General features: G+C 34.6%; 26 protein-coding genes. 21 read left to right on the top strand and 5 right to left on the bottom strand.

Going from position 1 to position 22,872, the window contains the following annotated elements; all coding sequences use genetic code 11:
- Positions 1-17: 17 nt before the first annotated feature.
- The 3 genes from ACTIEI_RS09620 (at position 18) to ACTIEI_RS09610 (ending at position 2,142) form a co-directional block, all read left to right on the top strand.
- Positions 18-956 carry an SPFH domain-containing protein gene (locus ACTIEI_RS09620; RefSeq protein WP_439506077.1) on the top strand — a complete coding sequence of 313 codons (939 nt, stop codon included), beginning with the start codon at positions 18-20 and terminating at the stop codon, positions 954-956.
- Positions 957-1,061: 105 nt separating this feature from the next.
- Positions 1,062-1,745, top strand: coding sequence for a MotA/TolQ/ExbB proton channel family protein (locus ACTIEI_RS09615; RefSeq protein WP_439506076.1), 684 nt, complete (start codon positions 1,062-1,064; stop codon positions 1,743-1,745).
- A 1-nt stretch (position 1,746) separates the two neighbouring features.
- Positions 1,747-2,142, top strand: a complete 396-nt coding sequence (locus ACTIEI_RS09610) for an ExbD/TolR family protein (RefSeq protein WP_439506075.1) — start codon at positions 1,747-1,749, stop codon at positions 2,140-2,142.
- Here the strand turns inward: ACTIEI_RS09610 and prmC are convergent.
- Positions 2,133-2,987, bottom strand: a complete 855-nt coding sequence (prmC, locus tag ACTIEI_RS09605) for a peptide chain release factor N(5)-glutamine methyltransferase (protein ID WP_439506074.1) — start codon at positions 2,985-2,987, stop codon at positions 2,133-2,135. The two genes, ACTIEI_RS09610 and prmC, sit on opposite strands and share 10 nt — an antisense overlap.
- 39 nt (positions 2,988-3,026) lie before the next feature.
- Here prmC and ribD point away from each other — a divergent pair, with 39 nt between their 5' ends.
- On the top strand, positions 3,027-4,082 hold the full coding sequence (gene ribD, locus ACTIEI_RS09600) for a bifunctional diaminohydroxyphosphoribosylaminopyrimidine deaminase/5-amino-6-(5-phosphoribosylamino)uracil reductase RibD (RefSeq protein WP_439506073.1): 1,056 nt from the start codon (positions 3,027-3,029) through the stop codon (positions 4,080-4,082).
- Entirely contained in the window at positions 4,079-4,969 is an 891-nt protein-coding gene (locus ACTIEI_RS09595) for a hypothetical protein (RefSeq protein ID WP_439506072.1), read from the top strand. Before ribD ends, ACTIEI_RS09595 begins: the two co-directional genes overlap by 4 nt.
- 7 nt (positions 4,970-4,976) lie before the next feature.
- On the opposite strand, the gene ACTIEI_RS09590 is transcribed toward ACTIEI_RS09595, so the two are convergent.
- Both ACTIEI_RS09590 and ACTIEI_RS09585 read right to left on the bottom strand, forming a co-directional pair.
- On the bottom strand, positions 4,977-5,873 hold the full coding sequence (locus ACTIEI_RS09590; RefSeq protein ID WP_439506071.1) for a 3-hydroxybutyryl-CoA dehydrogenase: 897 nt from the start codon (positions 5,871-5,873) through the stop codon (positions 4,977-4,979).
- A 6-nt stretch (positions 5,874-5,879) separates the two neighbouring features.
- Complete coding sequence (locus ACTIEI_RS09585; protein WP_439506070.1) at positions 5,880-6,530, bottom strand: carboxypeptidase-like regulatory domain-containing protein; 651 nt, start codon at positions 6,528-6,530, stop codon at positions 5,880-5,882.
- Between the two features lie 130 nt (positions 6,531-6,660).
- On the opposite strand from ACTIEI_RS09585, the gene ACTIEI_RS09580 reads away from it, so the two are divergent.
- The 6 genes from ACTIEI_RS09580 to cmk all read left to right on the top strand — a co-directional run bounded on the left by ACTIEI_RS09580 (position 6,661) and on the right by cmk (position 11,753).
- A complete protein-coding gene (locus ACTIEI_RS09580; protein WP_439506069.1) occupies positions 6,661-7,752 on the top strand; it encodes an Mrp/NBP35 family ATP-binding protein in 1,092 nt (363 codons plus the stop codon).
- Positions 7,753-8,847, top strand: coding sequence for a porin (locus ACTIEI_RS09575; protein WP_439506068.1), 1,095 nt, complete (start codon positions 7,753-7,755; stop codon positions 8,845-8,847).
- Between the two features lie 31 nt (positions 8,848-8,878).
- The gene (locus ACTIEI_RS09570; RefSeq protein ID WP_439506067.1) at positions 8,879-9,502 is read left to right on the top strand and encodes an FMN-binding negative transcriptional regulator; all 624 of its coding nucleotides are present in this window, start codon (positions 8,879-8,881) and stop codon (positions 9,500-9,502) included.
- A gap of 6 nt (positions 9,503-9,508) precedes the next feature.
- Entirely contained in the window at positions 9,509-10,411 is a 903-nt protein-coding gene (locus tag ACTIEI_RS09565; protein ID WP_439506066.1) for a glycerophosphodiester phosphodiesterase family protein, read from the top strand.
- 73 nt (positions 10,412-10,484) lie between these two features.
- Positions 10,485-11,036 carry a fasciclin domain-containing protein gene (locus ACTIEI_RS09560; protein WP_439506065.1) on the top strand — a complete coding sequence of 184 codons (552 nt, stop codon included), beginning with the start codon at positions 10,485-10,487 and terminating at the stop codon, positions 11,034-11,036.
- Between the two features lie 24 nt (positions 11,037-11,060).
- Entirely contained in the window at positions 11,061-11,753 is a 693-nt protein-coding gene (gene cmk / locus ACTIEI_RS09555; RefSeq protein WP_439506064.1) for a (d)CMP kinase, read from the top strand.
- Here the strand turns inward: cmk and ACTIEI_RS09550 are convergent.
- On the bottom strand, positions 11,731-12,924 hold the full coding sequence (locus ACTIEI_RS09550; RefSeq protein ID WP_439506063.1) for a Gfo/Idh/MocA family protein: 1,194 nt from the start codon (positions 12,922-12,924) through the stop codon (positions 11,731-11,733). The two genes, cmk and ACTIEI_RS09550, sit on opposite strands and share 23 nt — an antisense overlap.
- Before the next feature lie 19 nt (positions 12,925-12,943).
- A complete protein-coding gene (locus ACTIEI_RS09545; protein ID WP_439506062.1) occupies positions 12,944-14,137 on the bottom strand; it encodes a nucleoside permease in 1,194 nt (397 codons plus the stop codon).
- Between the two features lie 146 nt (positions 14,138-14,283).
- Here ACTIEI_RS09545 and ACTIEI_RS09540 point away from each other — a divergent pair, with 146 nt between their 5' ends.
- The 10 genes from ACTIEI_RS09540 to ACTIEI_RS09495 all read left to right on the top strand — a co-directional run bounded on the left by ACTIEI_RS09540 (position 14,284) and on the right by ACTIEI_RS09495 (position 22,872).
- Positions 14,284-15,519, top strand: coding sequence for a serine hydrolase domain-containing protein (locus ACTIEI_RS09540; RefSeq protein WP_439506061.1), 1,236 nt, complete (start codon positions 14,284-14,286; stop codon positions 15,517-15,519).
- Positions 15,520-15,531: 12 nt separating this feature from the next.
- Complete coding sequence (locus ACTIEI_RS09535; protein WP_439506060.1) at positions 15,532-15,819, top strand: 4a-hydroxytetrahydrobiopterin dehydratase; 288 nt, start codon at positions 15,532-15,534, stop codon at positions 15,817-15,819.
- Between the two features lie 239 nt (positions 15,820-16,058).
- Positions 16,059-16,619, top strand: coding sequence for a helix-turn-helix domain-containing protein (locus tag ACTIEI_RS09530; RefSeq protein ID WP_439506059.1), 561 nt, complete (start codon positions 16,059-16,061; stop codon positions 16,617-16,619).
- A gap of 107 nt (positions 16,620-16,726) precedes the next feature.
- Positions 16,727-17,929: a porin gene (locus ACTIEI_RS09525; RefSeq protein ID WP_439506058.1), complete on the top strand. Its 1,203-nt coding sequence runs from the start codon at positions 16,727-16,729 to the stop codon at positions 17,927-17,929.
- A 1-nt stretch (position 17,930) separates the two neighbouring features.
- Entirely contained in the window at positions 17,931-18,131 is a 201-nt protein-coding gene (locus ACTIEI_RS09520; RefSeq protein WP_439506057.1) for a DUF1905 domain-containing protein, read from the top strand.
- Positions 18,132-18,133: 2 nt separating this feature from the next.
- On the top strand, positions 18,134-18,700 hold the full coding sequence (locus ACTIEI_RS09515; RefSeq protein ID WP_439506056.1) for a pentapeptide repeat-containing protein: 567 nt from the start codon (positions 18,134-18,136) through the stop codon (positions 18,698-18,700).
- Between the two features lie 87 nt (positions 18,701-18,787).
- A complete protein-coding gene (locus ACTIEI_RS09510) occupies positions 18,788-19,342 on the top strand; it encodes a hypothetical protein (RefSeq protein ID WP_439506055.1) in 555 nt (184 codons plus the stop codon).
- Positions 19,343-19,344: 2 nt separating this feature from the next.
- Entirely contained in the window at positions 19,345-19,554 is a 210-nt protein-coding gene (locus ACTIEI_RS09505; RefSeq protein ID WP_439506054.1) for a helix-turn-helix domain-containing protein, read from the top strand.
- Positions 19,555-19,620: 66 nt separating this feature from the next.
- The gene (locus ACTIEI_RS09500) at positions 19,621-20,322 is read left to right on the top strand and encodes a hypothetical protein (RefSeq protein WP_439506053.1); all 702 of its coding nucleotides are present in this window, start codon (positions 19,621-19,623) and stop codon (positions 20,320-20,322) included.
- Positions 20,323-20,400: 78 nt separating this feature from the next.
- A complete protein-coding gene (locus tag ACTIEI_RS09495) occupies positions 20,401-22,872 on the top strand; it encodes a TonB-dependent receptor domain-containing protein (RefSeq protein ID WP_439506052.1) in 2,472 nt (823 codons plus the stop codon).

The following is a 22,872-nucleotide window of genomic DNA, read 5'->3' as shown; positions in this document are numbered from 1 at the left end:
TATTAAAATAAATTTTTATGCAATTTTTAATGAATTATTGGTGGCTAATAGTTGCCTTGATTATTGTTTTTACAGGCTTGGTTACCGTGAATCAAGGAACAATTGCTGTTATTACCATGTTCGGTAAATATAGAAGGATCTTAATGCCAGGATTGAATTTTAAAATTCCTATTCTAGAACAAGTGTATAAAACGGTTAGTATCCAAAACCGATCAGTTGAATTAGAGTTTCAGGCTGTAACGGTAGATCAGGCTAATGTATACTTTAAGAGTATGTTGTTGTATTCGGTCATCAATCAAGATGAGCAAACAATAAAGAATGTAGCATTTAAATTTATTTCTGAAAAGGATTTGATGCAAGCCTTAATTAGAACTGTTGAAGGGTCTATCCGTGCTTTTGTTGCAACAAAAAAACAAGCGGAAATTTTATTGCTTCGTAGGGAAATTGTGGAAGATGTTAAACAACAGATTGATAAATCTTTGGAAGAGTGGGGTTATCATTTACAAGATTTGCAAATAAACGATATTACTTTTGATCAAGTAATCATGGAAAGTATGAGTAGGGTGGTAGCGAGTAATAATCTAAAAGCTGCTGCAGAAAATGAAGGACAAGCTTTATTGATAACCAAAACAAAAGGAGCTGAAGCAGAAGGTAATGCAATTAAAATTGCTGCTGAAGCAGAAAGAGAAGCAGCTCGTTTACGTGGGATGGGTGTGGCACTTTTTAGACAAGAAGTGGCAAAGGGGATGAGTCAAGCAGCAGAAGAAATGAAGCAGGCCAATTTGGATACTAATGTAATCTTGTTCAGTATGTGGACAGAAGCTATAAAGAACTTTGCCGAAATTGGAAAGGGGAATGTTATTTTCTTAGACGGAAGCCCAGAGGGTATGCAAGATAATATGCGTCAAATTATGGCGATGATGAAAATGAAAGAAATAGAAAGGCCTAGTAAATAATTGATATGTGTAAAATCTTTCTTAATTAAAGATGTGTATGATTATTTATGCACGAATAATTGTTCTTTTGTAGAACCTACTAATTTAGCAAATTAAAATAAATACATGTTCTACTTATTACAATCTGATTCATTACAAAAAGTGGCAACTGCTGCGGTTACTACAGCCGAAAAAGTGTCTTTATGGACTTTGTTAGAAAAAGGCGGCTGGATTATGTATCCTTTGTATGCATTATTGATTGCAGCTATATATGTTTTTACCGAGCGATTGTTTGCTATTAATAAGGCAGGGAAAATTGACCAAAATTTTATGGTTGTTATTCGAGACCATATTTTATCTGGAAATGTTCAAGCTGCTAAAAGTTATGCAAAAAATAATCGAACTCCTGTTGCAAAAATGATTGATAAAGGATTACAAAGAATTGGTAAGCCTATTGATGCTATTGAGAAGAGTATGGAAAATGTAGGTAAGCTAGAAATGTACAATATGGAGAAGAATTTGAATATATTGTCATTGATAGCTGGTATAGCACCCATGTTTGGGTTCTTAGGTACAATTATAGGAATGGTTCAATTATTCTATGGAATTGCTTCAACTGGAGAATACACTTTGAACACTATTGCAGGCGGTATTTACACCAAAATGATTACATCTGCAACTGGTTTAATCATCGGATTGATTGCTTATGTAGGTCATAATTTTTTAAGCACACAAATAGATAAAACGGCCAATAAAATGGAAGCTGCAAGTGCAGATTTCATGGATATTTTACAGGAGCCAACCAGATAATATGAATATCCGTAATAGATTTAGGACACATCCTGAAATGCATACAGGGGCACTGAATGATATTTTATTCATTTTGCTTTTGTTTTTTTTAATTGTTTCAACATTAGCAAATCCTAACGTTATTAAGGTTTCAAATCCTAAAGCAAAAGCAGATACAAAAGCTAAGCAAACAGTTGTAATTAGTGTAAATAAAGATCAACAATTATTTATTGGTGCAGAACCTATCGCCATTGAAAATTTAGAAGTTAAATTACAAGAATATTTATCTAAGGAAACGGATAAGCCAACTGTGGTAATAAATGGAGATAGTACCTCTCACTTAGGAACTTCCATAAAAATCATGCAAGTCATAAAAAAGCTAGGTGCTACACCAGTGATGGCGGTTGATCAAAATTGATAAGCCATTATCATCCTTTCTTTATTTTGCATATCTTTTTTTATCTCTACAGAATAGTTAGTATTAAATACATCCGCAGTTGATTTACCTAAGCTTTCGTTGATCTCTAAAAAAATGGCCCCATTTTTATTCAAGTGAATGGAGCAGAATTCATGAATGGCTTTATAAAAAATCAATGGGTCATTGTCTTCTACAAATAGTGCATTATGTGGCTCGTAGGCTAATACATTGGTATGCATATTGGCTGCTTCTGCTTTTCGGATATAGGGTGGATTGCTAATAATAATATCATAAGTTCCTATATTTTCCCAATGAGTTTGATTTAGAAAATCTAATAGTTCCCATTTAATTGTTACACCAATTTGTTCCGCATTTCTCCTTGCAACTTCTAATGCTTCTTTGCTAATATCAATACTGGTAACTATTGCTTTCGGATAGTATTTTGCAATTGCAATTGGTATACAACCGCTACCTGAACCTATTTCTAGAATTTGAACTTGTTCTTTGTTATTAGTTTTCAAATATTTAATTAAGGCATCCACCAATTCTTCTGTTTCGGGTCTTGGAATTAAAGTACTTGAATTGACAATTAACTCCATTTCCATAAACCATGCTTTCCCAATGATATATTGAACAGGTTCACCTTTACTCAGGCGCTCAATACAATGATTCAGCTTGCTGGATATCGCTTCCGAAACCAAAGATTGTTTTTGTAAAAATTGATTCATTTTACTATAACCTGTTAGTTCCTCAAGCAATAAAGTAGCAATATTAACTGCTTCTCTATTGTCATAAATGGGTTCAATGGCTTCTATGATGGCTTGCTTAGCATCTCTGATGGTCATGCTGCAATGTAGCTATCATTTGTTTATTTTTGCAAGCTTATGCCCATCAATCACGAATTCTACATGCAAAGATGTTTGCAGCTGGCTCAAAAAGGAGCTGGATTGGTTGCATCCAATCCAATGGTAGGTGCAGTCTTGGTTTACCAAGATCAAATTATTGGAGAAGGGTATCATGCACAGTATGGACAAGCGCATGCTGAAGTGAATTGTATCAATAGTGTTGCGGAAAATAATCGAGAGAAAATAAAAGAATCAACTTTATATGTAAGCTTAGAACCCTGTGTGCATTTTGGTAAAACACCACCCTGTACTAATCTTATCATTGCTAATCAAATAAAGAAAGTGGTGATTGGTTGCATGGATCCTTTTGATGCAGTAAACGGAAAGGGAGCAACAAGGTTAATGCAAGAAGGCGTTGAAGTAATTGGACCTATTTTAGAAAATGACTGTAAGGATTTAAATAAACGATTTTTTAATTTTCATTTGAATAGACGCCCCTATATTATATTAAAATGGGCCCAAACTGCTGATGAAGTGATTGGGGTTAAAGGGCAGGAAATAAAGATCAGTAATTCATACACGCAAAGATTAGTGCATACTTGGCGTTCAGAAGAAGCAGCAATCTTAGTGGGTACTCAAACAACAATTACCGATAACCCACAATTGAATGCACGTTTTGGACTAAAGCCAAACCCATTGCGAATGGTCATTGATAGAACATTGCAACTCAACCAAAGTTTTCACCTGCTCAATGATCATCAACCAACTTGGGTATTTAATACAATTAAGAATGAAATTCAAAATGCAGTTAGGTATATCCAATTAATTGAACAACCTAGCTTATTAAAACCGATTTTAGCATACGCATATGAGCATCAAGTACAAAGTATTTTAGTTGAGGGAGGAGCAAAGCTGTTGCAAAGCTTTATTAACCAAGCATTATGGGATGAAGCACGAGTTATAAAAGCTAGTCATGCAATAGGAACCAACTATGAATATGTAATTCAAGCTCCTCATTTATTTAATGAGCAGTTGATGAATGAAGCAAAACTAGGTACAGATATTATTCAATATTTTAAGCGGAATTTATTATGATTTTTTTATTTGGCAGCATAGTTTTAACCAGCTATTTATTACTCTCTTTTAAGGTTTGTGGCAAATTCAATATACCAGTATTTCCCGCTATCGTATTCAATTATATAACTTGTGTTATTACCGGTTCTATTGTAAACGGTGCATTCCCTATTCAGGCTGAATCGGTTACTACACCTTGGTTTAGGTGGGCAATGATCATGGGATTGCTCTTTATTACTAGTTTTAATTTGATTGGGATAACCGCTCAAAAACTGGGCGTTGCGGTGGCATCTGTTGCTAATAAATTATCTTTAATTATTCCTGTTATTTTGACCATTGTATTATACAACGAACAAGTGGTGGGCTGGGAAATAGTAGGTATTTCATTAGCTTTAATTGCAGTCATATTTACCTGCTACCCACAAAAAAATGAATCGGGAAATGCTCAGCCTATTCCTATGTTTCAAAAAATTCTATTGCCTTTGCTGGTATTCATAGGAAGTGGATTTTTAGACGCATTAATTAATCATGTGCAACAAACTTATGTGACTAAAGAAACCAATAATGCTTTTTTGATTTCAGGATTTTTCTCTGCTGCATCTATCGGTACCCTAGTTTTAATTTTTCAATATTGGAAAAAACAATTGATTTTTAAATTCAATCAAGTGATTGCAGGTATATGCATTGGTATCCCCAATTATTTTTCTATCTGGTGTTTAGTGCATTTTCTTCAAGACAGTCCATGGGAAACCAGTGCAAGCTTACCTGTAAATAATATGGGTATTGTATTATTCAGTACGCTGGTAGCTGCCATTCTTTTTAAAGAAAAGCTATCTCTAATCAATTGGATAGGAATAGCATTGTCTGCTATTGCCATTTACTTAATAGCATTTGGGAACTCGCTATAAAATTGTACTACTTTTTAAAGTTTGGGCTTACAACCAATTCCTTTGAGCCAGTAGTGTAAACGTAAAACCCTTCACCCGATTTTACCCCTAACTTGCGGGCGGTTACCATATTAACTAATAATGGACATGGAGCATATTTAGGATTTCCATATCCGTTATACAATACATTCATGATGCTCAAGCAAACATCTAATCCAATAAAGTCTGCCAATTGTAAAGGACCCATCGGATGAGCCATTCCCAGTTTCATAATGGTATCAATTGATTCAACATCAGCAATACCCTCATATAAAGAATAGATGGCTTCATTGATCATGGGCATCAATACCTTATTAGCAATAAATCCTGGATAATCATTTACTACAGAAGGCACTTTACCTAACTGTTTGCTTAATTCTACAATCATTTCAGTTACAGTATTATCTGTAGCATAACCATTGATGATTTCTACCAGCTTCATTACTGGAACTGGGTTCATAAAATGCATGCCAATTACTTTATTAGGTCGATTGGTTGCAGCAGCAATTTTAGTGATTGAAATAGAGGATGTATTGCTCGCAAGAATAGCGTTGGCAGGAGCTGCCGCATCTATCTCTCTGAATATTTTCAATTTTAATTCAACATTTTCTGTAGCAGCTTCTACCACTAAATCAGCGGAGCCAACCCCTTCACTCACAGACGTGTTGGTAGTTATATTCGCAAGTGTTTCGTTTTTTTCTTCTGCAGTAATAGTGCCTTTAGTCACCATTCTGTCTAAGTTTTTCTCTATAGTAGCCAAGGCTTTTGCGAGTTGTGCTTCTTGCACGTCTACTAAAACTACTTTAAATCCCTTTTGCGCAAATACATGTGCAATACCATTACCCATGGTACCAGCTCCAATTACAGAAATATTAAATATAGACATGTTAAATTATTTTTTTCTTTTGAAATCGCCACGCTTCCAAGCTGTAATAAAGTCGGCCCAAGCAGCAGGATTCATGATATTCATTGGCGGCACTTGGCCAGCATAATAGTATTTATTGGATTGTTGTCTTAATTGATAGTTTACCGCTTCTCTTCCATCAGCTGGTAAGCTATTTAATAAAATTCTACGGGTTGCTTCATCTGTATTTTTTCGAGCAATTTCATAAGCATCATCTGGGAATCGATTGTTTAAAAAATCCCGTTCAAATTGTTCTCGAGTTGGCCTTGGCTTTAATATTGTTGCAGGCAAATAAGCAGTATCACTAACTAGTAATTGAATAACACTATATTGATTGCTTTCTAAATTCAGCGGAATTTGTATGCTGTTGTTTTTAAAGCCAATACTACTAAAAGTTATCCTATCTCCTTTCATTACCGCAATTGAAAATACACCATCAAAGCTCGTAATGGTACCTCTACCCTTACCCTCAACAATTACAGAAGCGGAAGGAATACCTCTTAAGCTATCAGCAGTCATTACAACCCCATATAGCTGTACAATTGAATCTCTATAAGGATTGGTTTGTTGCGCATTTGCCTTTTGCACTAATCCTAAGCCGACGAATATGACCAAAATAAGTAAAATCAATCTTTTCATAAAGGCAGTTGCGGTTTAAGGGAGAGCAAAGGTACTAAATTGCTTTGTTCTCCGTATTTCATAACAAAGTAAAGTCCTAGGTTGTTAACTTTGCAATCCAACGGTTATTTTAACAAAAACTTGAGCAACAATGACAACTGAAGCAATCTTACAAGCATTGAGTAATGTGCAGGAACCAGATTTAGGAAAGGATTTGGTAACCCTAAACATGGTAAAAGATATAGTGATTGATGGGGATGCGGTAAGCTTTACCATTGTATTGACAACACCAGCTTGCCCTATGAAAGATTTAATGAGTAGGGCTAGTGAAAATGCCATCAAATTATTGGTAAATAAGCAGGCTAAAGTAACGGTTAACTTTACTGCCAATACAACTTCTACTCGTAAAGACGACCAAAAAGTATTGGGTGGGGTTAAAAATATCATTGCGGTAGTGAGTGGAAAAGGGGGAGTAGGCAAAAGCACTATATCCGCAAATTTAGCATTGGCTTTAGCAGAGGGGGGAGCATCAGTTGGATTAATGGACGCAGATATTTATGGACCTAGTGTGCCAATTATGTTTGGTGTACGAGGCGCCAGACCCATGATGAAAGAAGTGAATGGAAAAGGTATGATTGTTCCTTTGGATAAATTTGGAATTAAACTAATGAGTATTGGCTTGTTGGTAGATGAAAAGAATGCAGTAGTATGGAGAGGTCCAATGGCAAGCTCTGCTATTAGACAATTTGTAACAGAAGTAGATTGGGGTGAGCTAGATTACTTAGTGATTGATATGCCGCCGGGAACGGGAGATATACATTTAACTTTAATGCAAACGGTACCAGTAACGGGTGCGGTAATTGTAACTACTCCACAAAATGTTGCATTAGCAGATGCAAAAAAGGGAATTGCTATGTTTAGTCAAGCCCAAATAAATGTGCCCATCATAGGGCTAGTAGAAAATATGGCTTATTTTACCCCTGCAGAATTACCGAACAATAAGTATTATTTATTTGGTAAAGAGGGGGGAAGGAAACTGGCGGAGGAATATGACCTCTCTTTCTTAGGTCAGATTCCTTTAGTGCAAACCATTCGAGAAGGAGGAGATGAAGGAGTTCCAGCTATGGTAGGAAACGATGATTTGACTAAAGAAGCATTTAGAAATTTTACAGCACAAACCGTTCGGAATATCGCCATGCGCAATGCTAATTTTCCACAGACTTCATTAATAGAAGTGGTTTAAATGAAATGTATTGTCACCATAATTGGTTGGTGCATATGTTTAACTGTTGTTGCTCAATCCAATGATACAACGGAGAAACAAAATAGTGCTGCCATTCAATTGAGTGGATATGCAGAAATTTATTATCAGCATAATACCAATGGACCTGTCACCAACAATGATGCTTCTTTTGTATACAGCCATGATAATAATAAACAACTTAGTGTAAACCTTGCATTTGTAAAAGCAGCATATAAAAGGGATCGAATAAGAGCCAATCTAGCCTTGGCGCTGGGCTCTTATATGCGCGCCAATTATGCAGGAGAACAAGGAATTTATAAACAGGTATTAGAAGCGAATTTCGGCTGGAAATTAAGTAAAGACAATAACCTATGGTTAGATGCCGGCGTATTCACTTCACATATTGGATTTGAAAGTGCAGTCGGAAAGGATTGTTGGACATTGAGTAGAAGTATTGCGGCAGATAATTCTCCCTATTTTGAAACGGGCGTAAAATTATCCTATACTTCTCCCAATGAAAAATGGTTTATGAGTGCCTTGCTATTAACTGGTTGGCAGCGTATCCAAATGCTAAAAGGCAATACAAGCCCATCTTTTGGGCATCAAATTCAATACAAGCCCAATAGCAAATGGACTATCAATAGCAGTTCATTTATTGGTAACCCAACTGCAGGCATCAAAGGAGTAATGCGGTATTTTCATAATTTTTATGCAATTTATCAGTGGAGTAATCGGATAGGATTAATAGGGGGATTTGATTTGGGCCTACAAACAAACAGCCAGACTAAACGGGGCCAAATTTGGTATACTCCGGTTTTGATGTTACAATATGCTGCTAGTGACCATATGAAGGTTGCATTAAGAACAGAGTCTTATCAAGATGCAAATGATGGGGTAATGATTGCTACAGGAACTCCTCAAGGATTTAGGGTAAAAGGCATTTCCTTAAATGTAGACTATGCCATTAGTAAGCATATTTTATGGCGTGCGGAAATCAAGCAACTACAAAGCAGGGATTTTATTTTTACCAAACAAGGCCATTTGCCTACACAAAATTTATTTACTGCTTTAACGGCTTTTGCAGTTAGCTTTTAAATTTTCAAATTAATGGTACATTGCAGCTACAATGTATTTAACTAATCATTTTTCTACAGCAGAACAAGCAGATATATTGGCATTTATTGAGTCCAATTCATTTGCGACTATTTGTGGCATGGGGTCTGATGGATTTCCTGTCGCTACGCATGTGCCAGTCATGATTGATATGCGTGAAAATAGACTGTTTTTGCAGGCGCATATTATGCGGAAACAAGCACATACAATTGCTTTTGAACAAAATGAAAAAGTGCTAGCAATATTTAATGGCCCTCATGCTTATGTAAGCGCACAACATTATGAACCACAAAACACTGCTAGTACCTGGAATTATTCTGCTGTTCATGCTACTGGAATTATTCGGTTTCTAGGGGATGCAGAATTATATTCTATGTTAAAAAACTTAACGGCTAAATATGAGCAGGATCCAGCATCCCCATCTCAAATGAAGCATATGAGTGATGACTATATTCAATCAAATATGAAAGCGATTGTTGCATTTGAAATTGAAGTGACTCAATTGCAACATGTGTTTAAATGGAGTCAAAATAAACCAACTCATATCCAAGATAAAATAGTAGAAAGCTTGACTAATGGAAGTATGGAAGACCAAATTGCTGCTAACGAAATGAAAATAAGATTGAACAAACAGTAATATTTTATGAAAAATATATTCATAATGGGGGTTATTATTGGCTTTTTTAGCTGTAATAGTACAAAAATGAATCAACAAAATAAAATGACTCAATTTGATTGGCAAGGTCATCGTGGTGCTCGAGGATTGGTTCCAGAAAATACCATTCCGGCCATGCTTAAAGCAATTGATTTGGGTGCGGTTACGTTAGAAATGGATGCGGTAATTACTAAAGACAAACAAGTTATTTTAAGTCATGAGCCTTTTTTTAACCATGAAATTACTACTAAGCCAGACGGTACACCAGTTAGCAAAGCAGAAGAGAAGCAGTTGAATATTTACACTATGAGTTATGCCACTACACAGCGGTATGATGTTGGTTTAAAAGGGAACATTAGGTTTCCACAACAGCAAAAAATGGCAGTTAACAAACCCTTATTATTAGATGTGATTGAAGCGGCTGACCAATATGCTTTATCTAAAAACAAGCCATTGCCTTTTTATAATATCGAAACTAAATCCCAACCTTCTACGGATAATCAATACCATCCAAGTCCAAAAGAATTTGTTGATCTATTAGTGGCTGTAATCAAACATAAAAAAATAACTGATAGAGTTACTGTTCAGTCTTTTGACATAAGAACATTGCAATACTTACATCTACAGTATCCCTCTATTGCTACTGTTTTATTAATAGAGGATTACAATAAAAAAACTTTGAATGAGCAATTGCAAGAATTGGGTTTTACGCCTACCGTTTATAGCCCTCATTATAGTTTGGTGAATGAGCCGATGGTAAAGGATTGTAAGTTAAAAGGTATGCGATTGGTTCCTTGGACTGTGAATGATTTAGCAACAATGAAAAGATTACGTTCATTGGGGGTGGATGGAATTATTTCTGATTATCCCAATCTTTTTTATTTTCCTTAACAATCCATTTGTAATCATTCTTCGTAAATGAATCTGTAAAAAATATTTCAATTATTTATTTAAAAACAGATTTATGAAAAAGTTTTTCTTTGTTATCGCCTCTGCATTATTAGTGAATGTTGCTTCTGCACAAATGAGTGAAAAAACAGTAGAAGTAGGGGGTGCGCCCATGTACCCATCAAAAAATATTGTAGCGAATGCGGTTAATTCTGCCGATCATACTACACTAGTTGCTGCAGTTAAAGCTGCTGGTTTGGTAGAAACTTTGCAGAGTGCCGGACCTTTTACCGTTTTTGCTCCTACCAATTCCGCTTTTGGTAAACTACCTTCTGGAACGGTTGAGTCATTGGTTAAGCCAGAGAACAAAGCAACGCTCACAAAAATCTTGACTTACCATGTTGTTGCTGGTAAATTGGATGCAAATACAATTGCTGCATTAATTAAAGAAGGGAATGGTACTGCAACTTTAAAAACCGTTTCTGGCGGTACATTAAAAGCTACTATGAAAGGAAAAAAATTAATGCTAACTGATGAAAAAGGAGGATTAGCTACTGTTACCATTGCAAATGTTTATCAAAGCAATGGTGTGATTCATGTAATTGATACGGTAGTATTACCTTCTTAATTACCTTTGGGGTAAGAATTTTGTATGAAAAAAATTATTATCACACTTGATGGTTATTCTTCCTGTGGAAAGAGCACCCTGGCTAAACAAATGGCCAGGGAGCTTAATTACGTTTTTATTGACAGTGGAGCAATGTACAGGGCCATCACTTTATACTTTATAGAGCATGCTATTGATTACACTGATGATGCAGCAGTTCAGTCGGCCTTAAATCACATTGATCTTGCTTTTGATTACAATGAAACTACTGGTAGTAGTGATATTTTATTAAATGGAAGAAATGTTGAAAATGAAATTCGTGAAATGCGGGTGAGTAATTTGGTAAGCGATGTAGCTGCCAATCAATATGTGCGTGAATTTGGGGTTGCTCAACAACAAAAAATGGGTTTAGAAAAGGGCATTGTAATGGATGGGAGAGATATTGGAACTACAGTTTTCCCTGATGCTGAATTGAAAATATTTGTTACAGCTGATCCTGCCATTCGGGTGGCTAGAAGGTATTTAGAATTGTCTGCAAAGAATCCTGGCATTACCAAAGAAGAAGTGCAGGCTAATCTAGCCATGCGCGATGAAATTGATAGTACAAGAGAATTTAGTCCTTTAAGAAAAGCAGCTGATGCCGTGGTTTTAGACAATAGTCATTTAACCAGAGAAGAGCAGTTAAAAACCGCTCTCCAATGGGTAAATGAAAAAATTAATTCAGAAGCTGTTCGGTAATTTTACCAGTTGTCTTATGTTTTAAGATGAGTTTTTTAGCACCATAGTGCGTCATCTCTTCTTTTACTAAATAGTGATCTTGGTCATAAGAAACTAAATGCGATTCTTTAGAAAGTCCTGTTTGGCCTCTCCAAATATCTAATTGCACCGGCTCCCAAATTTTAGACTTGGCACTTTTATAAGCAGCGTCTAGTATAGCGTTTACTACATAGCCATCATAAAAAGTTTCTTTAGGTGCAATACCTTTTTCTAAAGCATTGAACATATCCATGAACATATGGTTATAGCCCAATTCATTTAACTCGTCACCTACTGGGAATAACCAGCCACTATTGCTTTCCGCCTTCTCTGCAATATAATCACCTCCTTTGCCAGTAGTGAACATGTCGAAACCGGTGCGTAAAAAAGAATTGATCCATATAGTGCCTTCGGTTCCCATTACTTCATCACGCAAATCTAATCCACCACGGAAAGTCCAGCTTACTTCAAACTGACCAATGGCGCCGTTTTCATATTTTACTAAACCAATAGCATGGTCTTCGGCATCAATTGGTTTTACTTGTGTGTCTGCCCAACACATTACTTCTACTGGTTTAATATCTTTCCCAATATAGCTGCGGGTAATTTCTACACAATGACATCCTAAGTCTAGAATACATCCACCACCAGCTTGTTCTATATCCCAGAACCATTCACTGTGCGGTCCAGGATGAGTTTCACGACTTTTTGCCCATAAGATTCTTCCCAACGCACCTTCCTGAACACTTTGACTTGCTTTAATAAACTTGGGTGTATATACCAAGTCTTCTAAGTACCCGTTGAAAATTCCAGCAGCTTCTACCGCTTCTAGCATTCTTTTGGCTTCCGCTGCATTTCTGCCCAAAGGCTTTGTAGTCATTACTGCTTTTTTGTGTTTGCAGCAAAGCATCACAGCAGCTTCATGTAAATTGTTGGGAAGGGCAATACAAACAATATCGACATCTTCTCTTGCTATTGCTTCTTCCATTACAGTGGTGTAATGATGACATTGATAGTCTTCCGCAAATTTGCGAGCGCTTTCTTCCCTTCTTGAATAAATACTCACTATCGTGTCTCTGCTTCTGTAACCTTGCAAAGAGTCTGCGTAAAAGCGGCCAATAAAGCCAGAACCTAACATGGCAATGCGTTGCATGAAATTGAATTTTTAAAGATTAAGTAGTTGCGATTGATTTTTTCTCTTTAAAGAATAAGATAAAGAATACTAGAACGGCTGCTGCTATATAAGCTGGTACCATCCATATACTCATCCAATTATGACCTGTAGCGGTTTTTGCCCCATCAACTACATATCCTGAATATCCTGTGCCAATTACCATTCCTAAACCATAAGTGGCAAAAGTGAATAATCCTTGAGCCGCATTTTTGATTTTCTCTCCCGCTTTTTTCTCAGTATACATGTATCCTGTAACAAAGAAGAAATCGTAGCAGATGCCATGTAATACAATACCTGCATATAACATCCAGTTAGCATCTCCGGTGTTGCCGTAAGCAAAAAATACATAGCGCAATACCCAAGCTAGCATGCCAAAAATGAGCATGTTCTTAACGCCTATTCGATTAAATAATAAAGGAATTGCTAAGATGAATACTGCTTCTGAAACCTGACCTAAAGTCATTTTAGACGCAGCATTCGGAAATTCAATTTCATTCAAAAAAGGATTGGCAAATCCATAATAAAACGATAAAGGAACACAAATTAAAATAGCTGCGATGAAAAATACTAAGTAAGATTTATCCTTGAATAACACAAAAGCCTCAGTGCCTAAAGCTGAAGAAGCATCTGCAGTTTGCGCCTTTGGAGGCGTGTTGGGTAATATAAAACTGAACAGCCCTAATCCCCCCGAAACGGCTGCTGCAATATAGAAAGTATCAGCAGACTTTTCAATACCCATTTGCCCAATCATTAAACCAGCAACAATCCAGCCAATAGTTCCAAATACGCGGATCCAAGGAAATTGTTTGCCTGGGTCTGTCATTTGAGAGAATGCTACGCTATTACTTAGTGCTATAGTAGGCATGTATAATAAAGAATAACAAAGAATGGTCCAATAAAAAATATTACTGTCAGTAATTTTAGTAGCCATAAATAAGAGTCCAGCACCCAAAATGTGTAATACACCCATTATTTTTTGGGCTGCAAAAAATCGATCAGCAATTAAGCCCACAAAAAAAGGAGATATCATAGTGGCAATTGCAAGAGCGCCGTAAGTTGCCCCAATTTGAATACCAGAAGCGCCTAAAGGGGGTTCGCTCATATAAGTTCCAAGTGTTACATACCAAGCACTCCAGATAAAGTACTGTAGAAACATCATCAACGATAATTTAATACCGGTTGTTATATTCATATAGCAAGTTTTGAATGGACAATATAATTATTATTTGTGATTTTGTTAAAGGAGATATTTGAGTATTTTGATTCCTAGTAAGCATGATGAAAATCATAAATAGCTTGAGGTATATTTATTAGCTTTAATTATCTAATAAATATGCAATGAAATTAGATTTATCATATACCCGATTTTTATTTACAGTTGGCTTATTTATGGGTTTTGTAGGCTGTAAGAAGACCGTTGATAATTCTATACAGAGTAATATTGAGCGAAGTCTTCAGGAAATGCTTAAGAACAACTATGCTTCGTATAAGCAAAAATATCCTAATTATCCTGGCGGAGTTGCTTTAAAAATACTCACTAAAAAAGGAGATTATTTTGTGAAAACTGGTTTGAGTGATGACATAAATGATCAAACTAAGTTTCGTGCAGCCAGCAATACTAAAACACTAACCGCTGCAGCAATATTATTCCTTCACCAACAGGGCAAATTAAATATTGAGCATAAGATTACTGATATAATACCTGAACTAAATATACCCTATGTCCCCAGTAATGCAGCTTATAATTTACCTTATAAGAATTCCATAACAATCTTAGATTTATTAAGACATCGGGCCGGCGTTTTTGACGTCTCTAATCAAAATATTCCCGATACGGTATCATTGCCTCTGCCATACAAAGGGCAAAATTACATTGACTATATACAGCAAACTGATTCAATACACACATTTACGTTTGATGAATTGGTTAATGTGGTATCTCAGTGCAAGTTATCTTCTTTTATTCCGGGTAATGGATATCATTATTCAAATACAGGTTATTCTATTTTAGGTAAAATTATTGAACGGGTTTCAAACAAAACATATCAACAGTTTTTGATTGAAGATGTTATGAAGCCCATGGGAATGGCTCAATCTTCAATGCCAGTTTTAGGAGCTGACCAACAAATCCCTTTGCCATTTGCTGCTGGATATGTGCTTTATAACAATACCAAATATAATGTTACCATCTCAAATATTTCAGCGAATGTTGCAGAGGGTAATTTAATTACTACACCCAATGATCTGGCTAATTTTCTTCGTAAATTATTGACAGGTCAAGGTATCTTGAATACCAATTTGGTAAATAGCGTGATGATGAATTATAAGTCGACTAATGATATCAATGCAGGAGGTTACGGCTGTGGATTAACTTATACCAATAATTTAGGTTATGGACATACAGGTGCACATGAAGGATATTTGTCTCAAATGGTATATGATCCAATTACAGGGTTTACTGCAGTTGCTTATACCAATGGTTGGAATTTAGAAAAAGGGATGTCTAGTTTAATAGAACAATTACGTGAAATTCTAGAAAATATTTGTTATCAAGCTAAAGCTATTAGCAACTAATTCACTTATACAATGAAATGCCTTGCAGTAAATGAAATTATTGAAGAAATGACTCAATTAGATTCAAATTGGAGTATTCAGGGTTCAAGAATTGAGCGAGCGTTTTTGTTTAAAGATTTTGGTCATGCATTTCAATTTATGACTTCAGTTGCTATTATTGCTGAAAAATTGAATCATCATCCTAATTGGTCTAATGTTTATAATAAAGTTTTTATTTCTCTTACCACACATGATGCTGGTGGGTTAACAGAATTAGATTTTAGTTTTGCAAAAGAAGTAGATGAAATTATAAAATCTTAGTTTCGGATTGTTGTTTATTTGTGTTACATTACAGTAACAATTTTATCGGCTTCCATTGCCGGACTGACAATTATCAAATGCCTGAGTAACATAATACAAATGTTACCCAAGACCCATTGGTCTATTTTTAGCCTGAACTTTAGTTGAAGATGCAATTATCAAACAGTTTTGTTTTGATATCGGCGTAAATACGCACTTTCAAAGTGTCGCAGGTTCATGCATAACGCAAAAATTAAATTATGAAAATTTACGTAAAAAATATGGCTTGTGTTAGCTGTAAAGTAGTGGTAACTGATGTATTGGTAGAATTAAATATACCTTTTTATAAAGTTGACTTGGGCGAAATAGATACCCATCAAGATGTTTCTGAGGAAGACAAGATAATTCTATATCGAAAATTGCGTAAGGCAGGATTAGAGTTATTAGAGAAAAAACAAGGGATTTTAATAGAAAGAATTAGACAAATCATGATTGATTATGTGTATAATTCTGATGGGAAGCCAGACCTGAAATTTTCTGTTTTACTTCGGAAAGAATTAAATCTCAGCTATACCTATTTGGCTAATTTTTATTCTGAAGTAGAATCTACTACTATAGAGCAGTTCATGATCGCTTTAAAAATTGAGCGAGTTAAAGAGTTGCTCATTTTTGGCGAAGACACAATATCCGAGATTGCTTATAAACTAAATTATAGTAGTACTGCTCATTTATCTACACAATTTAAACGCGTTACCGGATTAACACCATCGCATTTTAAAAATTTGAAGGAAAGGCGAAGGATTGCGATTCAGAATATATAATATTACTATAATTAAAAAAATCCAAAAAAAGAATAATTCTAAAAATGTTAACGATTTGATAATATAAGTGTAGATATATACCTATAATTGCGTACAAATTCAAGCTAATGCGCTTTTTTTTAATTATAGTTTTGTTTTATCCATTCTTCGCTTTTGCTCAGTTAGATTTACAAATTCGTAAAGAAACCCCATCCACATCAAAATGGTATGAGGGATTTTCTATAAGAGGCTACAGTCAATTTAGGTATAACCGTTTATTCGAAACCAATCCAAATTTAAATTGTGAACAATGCGACCGTTCATGGGGCAATAACGGTGGGTTTTTTATGAGACGTATGCGAATCATTTTTTCCGGACAAATAAGCAAAAATGTTTATTTCTATGTTCAGCCTGATTTTGCCAGCAGTCCTGCTTCAGATAGACTTCATTTTGGTCAAATAAGAGATGCTTATATTGACGTTGGTTTAGACAATGACAATGAATTCAGGCTTCGAATCGGTCAAAGTAAAGTTCCGTTTGGATTTGAGAATATGCAATCTAGTCAAAACCGAATTCCATTAGATCGAAATGATGCACTTAACAGTGCTGTTGCAAATGAACGTGATATTGGTACATTCTTTTACTGGGCACCTAGAGAAAAACGAAAGTTGTTTTCTAGTTTAATCAGTGAAGGGTTAAAGGGTAGCGGTGATTATGGTGTTTTTGCGTTTGGAATTTATAACGGTCAAACGGCAAATAATCCTGAGTTGAATAATAAGTTGCACATTGTTTCAAGGTTTAGTTATCCATTTGAATTAAATAATCAGATTGTTGAGGTTGGGTTACAAGCTTATAAGGGAAAATTTGTTATTCCAAGAGCTAATTTGTCAAACGGTGTAAAGTACATTTCTGATCTCAATTATGTTGATGAGCGAATTGCTACAAGTTTCGTTTTATATCCAAAACCCTTTGGTATTTTAGCAGAATATAATATAGGAAGAGGGCCAGCATTTAATAAAATTACAGATTCAATTGAAGTGCAACCTTTAAATGGAGGTTATATTACATTGAGTTACTTAAAAAAACTCAATAAGCAAACGTTGATTCCTTTTGTTCGCTATCAGTATTATAATGGGGGCAAAAAACATGAGCGAGACGCAAGAAGCTATATTGTTAATGATCTAGAAGTAGGCGCTGAATGGCAACCAAATAAAAACTTTGAGCTAGTAGTTAATTATACCATTTCTAATAGACGGTTTGAAGATTATATTTTGCAAAACAACTTGCAAAGAGGTAATCTGCTTAGGATTCAGGCTCAAGTAAATTTTTAGTATGTTTAAAACAGAAAAATCTCTTGTAAGTAAGTTGTATTTACTCGATTTGATGCCTATGGGAAATGGATATTTGTTTTTACCAGTTAAGGCTGAGATTCGAATGAATATAAAGAAACAAGCAGGGGATTATGTTAAATTAGTTCTATTTGCAGATAATCTTCTTATAGAAATACCAGAAGAATTAATACAATGTTTTTAGGTATGAATTATTGTAGTGAAAAGAAGTTTTCTAAATCTGATTTTTTAATTCAGCCTTTATCTAGAGGCGAATATGAAAATTGTCAATTTGACCATTGTGATTTTTCCAATCAAGATCTTTCTGATTGTAAATTCATAGATTGTGTTTTTTCTGACTGTAATTTATCATTAGTAAATCTTAAAAATACTGCTTTACAAAATGTGCAGTTTATAGATTCAAAATTGTCTGGGGTTCAATTTGATACTTGTAATCCTTTTGCTTTGTCGTTTACTTTCAAAAATTGTATCATTCAACATGCTACTTTTTTTCAGTTAAGATTGAACAAAACGGTATTTGAACAATCCGATTTAACAGGGTCAGATTTCTCTGCTGCGGATTTAACTGCGGCTGTTTTTGACCATTGTAATCTTGCACAAGTAATTTTTGAACGAACTATTTTGGATAAAGCTAACTTAACAACTGCGTATCATTTTTTAATTGATCCTACTGCGAATAGTATCAAGAAAACAAGATTTTCATTAGACGGTTTGCCTGGTCTTCTTAGTAGATATAATATTGTTATTGATTAAAAAATAATTATAAAACAAGATAAATTTATTGTTATTCAATAAATTTATCTATTTTTGGTTTTTAATTAATTTATTCAAACTGATAGTATGGAAATCAAAATTGGGTCTAAAGAGATGTTAACCATCTTGCATATTTTCGCATGGATAATTTTTATTGGAGTTTGTATTGAGGCAGGAGGAATTATTTTCAATACTTTCTTTGCTATGGTTATTAATCCAATCGGTGCAAAAAACTTTTGGATGAAAATTGATCTTTCTAATTTAATGAGCTACGATAAGGGGTATTTTTTAGTTATTACCTCAATTATGAGCATCGTTGCAGTAATGAAGGCATTGATGTTTTATCTGATAGTTAAACTCTTCCATAAAAAAGCATTTGATTTTACTCATCCCTTTAATTCAATATTAAAGCAATTTATTTCCAATTTAGCTTACTTGACTTTTGGAATTGGCTTATTTTCGATTTGGGGACTAAAATACGCTGCATGGTTGAGGTTAAGTAATATTTATATACCATCTCTTGAAGATTTACGTTTAGGTGGAGCAGATGTTTGGCTGTTTATGAGTGTTATTCTTTTTGTGATTGCCCAGATTGTTAAACGGGGGATTGACATTCAAACTGAAAATGATTTAACAATTTAATTATGCCAATAATAGTGAATTTAGACGTGATGATGGCAAAGAGGAAAATGTCATTAAATGAACTTTCGGATAAAGTAGGATTGACTTTATCAAATTTATCTATTTTGAAAACGGGGAAAGCAAAGGCAATTAGATTTGGCACTTTAGAAGCGATTTGTAAGGTTCTAGATTGTCAGCCAGGTGACATTCTTGAATTTGTTAATCAGCAATAAGATTATTTTACAATTAGCTGACTATTCCAATAATCAATAAGTTCAATTTCGTGTTTTAATTGAACTATGAATAACCTAATAGCGTACATCCCCATTTTTACTACTTTGTTCTCCATTTATTTCTTTCAAGAAATTTACCGTCATTATCAATTGAAGGGTAAAAATTACTTGTTATGGTGGACTGTAGGAGTTTTAACTTTTGGCTTAGGAACTTTATCTGAAAGTATTAATATACTTTTTGGGTGGAGTGAAGCTAATGTTAGGTATTGGTATATTGTTGGGGCCTTATTAGGCGGATATCCATTGGCGCAGGGCAGTGTGTATTTGTTGTTGAATAAGCAGTTTGCACATATCACTACCTTCTTTTTTATGCTGTTAATTGTTGTAGCTTCTTATTTTGTTGTTTTAACGCCAATAGAATTACCTAAATCGTTTAATTATAAATTGACTGGGAGTGTTTTTGCTTGGAAATGGGTTCGTTATTTCTCTCCACTAATAAATATTTATGCTTTTCTTTTTTTGGTAGGAGGGGCCATATATTCAGCGCATAAATATTATAAACAGGGTATTAAAGAAGCTCCATTTAGAGGGAATATTTTTATTGCAATTGGTGGATTGCTTCCTGGTATAGGTGGTTCTTTTACAAGAGCGGGCTATGTAGAAGTTTTATATGTGACTGAATTTATTGGCCTGGTTTGTATTTATTATGGGTATAAGATTATCAAGGAAAATAAAGCCTATTTAAAAGTGGGGACTGCCAATACCTAAAAAAGGGGGCTATTGGTCCAAATAAATAGTAAATGGTTTATTGTACACAATTATTAGCCATATTGCACTATGTCCTCTATGTTCATCAAATCGGCGATATTTTTTTGGGTATTATTAATTAATTTTTCTTCACTAACTGCACAGAATGCAGTATTGAAAGGAGTTGTTATTGATAATAAATCAAGGAATCCTATTGAATTCGCCAGTGTGTCAATTTTAACGGAAGTAGATTCGTCTGTTATTGCAGGATTTTTGACTCAAAAAAATGGTACTTTTTATTTTTCTAAACTTAGCGAAGGAAAGTTTTTATTGAAAGTGGTCTCTTTGGGTTCAAGAACCATTTTTTTGCCATTCACCATCCAACAAAAAAGTCAACAGTTGCACTTAGATAGTATTTTATTATCTACAGCTAATGATTCGCTTGGTGAAGTAATCGTTACTGGCAAAGTCAATAATAACTTTTCCTATAAGTTAGATAAACAGACTTTTAAAGCAAATCAGTTTGAAACTGCTCGTGGTGGAACTGCAACGGATATATTGAAGAATTTGCCATCTGTAGCTGTGAATGGTGCTGGCGAAATTAGTGTAAGGGGATCTACAGGATTTTTAGTATTAATCAACGGCAAGCCTGTTTTAACCGACGCTCAAACTATCTTAAGCCAATTGCCAGCAAATACAATTGATGGAATTGAATTGATTACTGCTCCTTCAGCAAAGTATGATTCGGATGGAAGGTCAGGAATAATCAATATAACAACTAAAAAAGGTGTTGCCGATGGGTTTGAATTGCAGGCTAATGCATTAGGAGGTTTACCCAGTACAACGGACTATAATAATTTAGAAAAGCCGATTCGATTTGGAGGAGATTTTACCCTTAGTTTTAAGAAAGATAAATTAGACATTTCCGTAGGTGCTAACTATAATCGAAATGATGCTAATGGCTCTAGAGAAGGTGATGTTTATACAATCAATGATGTGAACAGAACAATCACTCGTTTCCCTTCCATTGGTGAAAGAAGTTTTGATCGGTATAATTACGGATTAAGAACTGCTATTAATTTCACCCCGAATCAAAGTAACTCGATAAATATTGGTTTCTTTAAGAGTAGAAAGTATCAGCAAAGAAGAGCAGATCTGGTTTATAATAATTCTGTAGAAAATAGTACGAATGGGACTATTATAAGTCAGTTTCCCTATTTTAATTCAAATGTTCAAAATAAGGAAGGAGAATTTTTGGTAGGCAGTTTTGATTATGTGCATACTTTTAAAAGTAAGTCAAAAATTTCTAGCTCGTTCATTTATGAAAAAGCAAATCTTTATGGGAATACATTTAATCAAAATGTAGATTTAGTTTCAAAATCAATTCCCTTTCAATTGGTTACTAACCCCTATCAAAATCCAATTGAGGGGTATAGATTTAAACTAGATTATAGTACATCAATTGGAGCTGGAAAATTCGAAGCGGGTTATCAATTTAGAAAAGACCAACAAGATGGCAAATTTGATTATGCCGTAACTCCTTTTTTTAATCAACCGGATATTTTAAAATTTAGGGGTACTGCTAAATCAATAAACAATATTAATAGTGTTTATGCTCAATATGGTGGCAAGATCTCAAAATTACAGTATACTACTGGGTTGAGATTTGAACAAGCGAATAGGGAAGTAGTTTTGTCATCAGAAATTAATCCTCATTTATTAAAGATGAGGAATTTGTTTCCTTCTCTAAATTTGCTTTATACTTTTAATAATAACTGGAATGCTAAAGCTGGCTACAGTAAACGCATACAGCGGAATAATAGTTTTGAATTAAATCCAATACCCGAAAGGGAACATTCTGAAACTTTAGAACAAGGTGATCCAGATTTATTGCCACAGATAATTGATTTAATGGAAATGGGGATAAATTATAATTTTTCTAGAGGGACTTTCTTCGCAACGGTTTATTTTCAAGATATTCAAAACCCGGTTCAAAGAGTAAATAGTGTGTACACGGATACTATATTGAATAGAGTCTTTACTAATGTGAATAGAGCTAGGCTAGTTGGGATTGAGATGGGTACAAATATTAAGTTGACTCAGTGGTATAACTTTTATTTTGGCGCTAATATGTATAATTATAAAATTATTGGGGGACTGAATATATTAGGTTCTACATCATTTGTCAATAATTCAAATTGGGTTTTCTCTATCAATCAGAATAATTCTTTTAATCTTGGTAGAAACTGGAATTTACAAACTAATGTGAATTATTTATCTGCAAGACCAACTGCTCAGGGAGAAGACTCGAGATTTTTATCTGTCAACTCTTCAGTTAAAAAAACAATTTTAAATGGGAGATTGTCCATAGGGTTGCAATGGCAAAATATGAGCCTTGGTTTTATGAACACAAACCAACAACGTATTACCACTTCTGGAAAAAATTTCTATACCACCACCAATTATATATACGAGACAGATGTACTACTAATCAATTTTGGTTTTAATATAAATAAGTTGACCAATAAGCCCAAACTTCCAATAAGTGAAATTAGTGAAAGGGAATTTTAA

Origin of the sequence: Sediminibacterium sp. (genome assembly GCF_051860225.1) — a bacterium.
Classification (GTDB): Bacteria; Bacteroidota; Bacteroidia; order Chitinophagales; family Chitinophagaceae; genus Sediminibacterium.
Note: the sequence above shows the minus strand (reverse complement) of the source record. Positions and strands in the feature narration are given on the sequence as shown.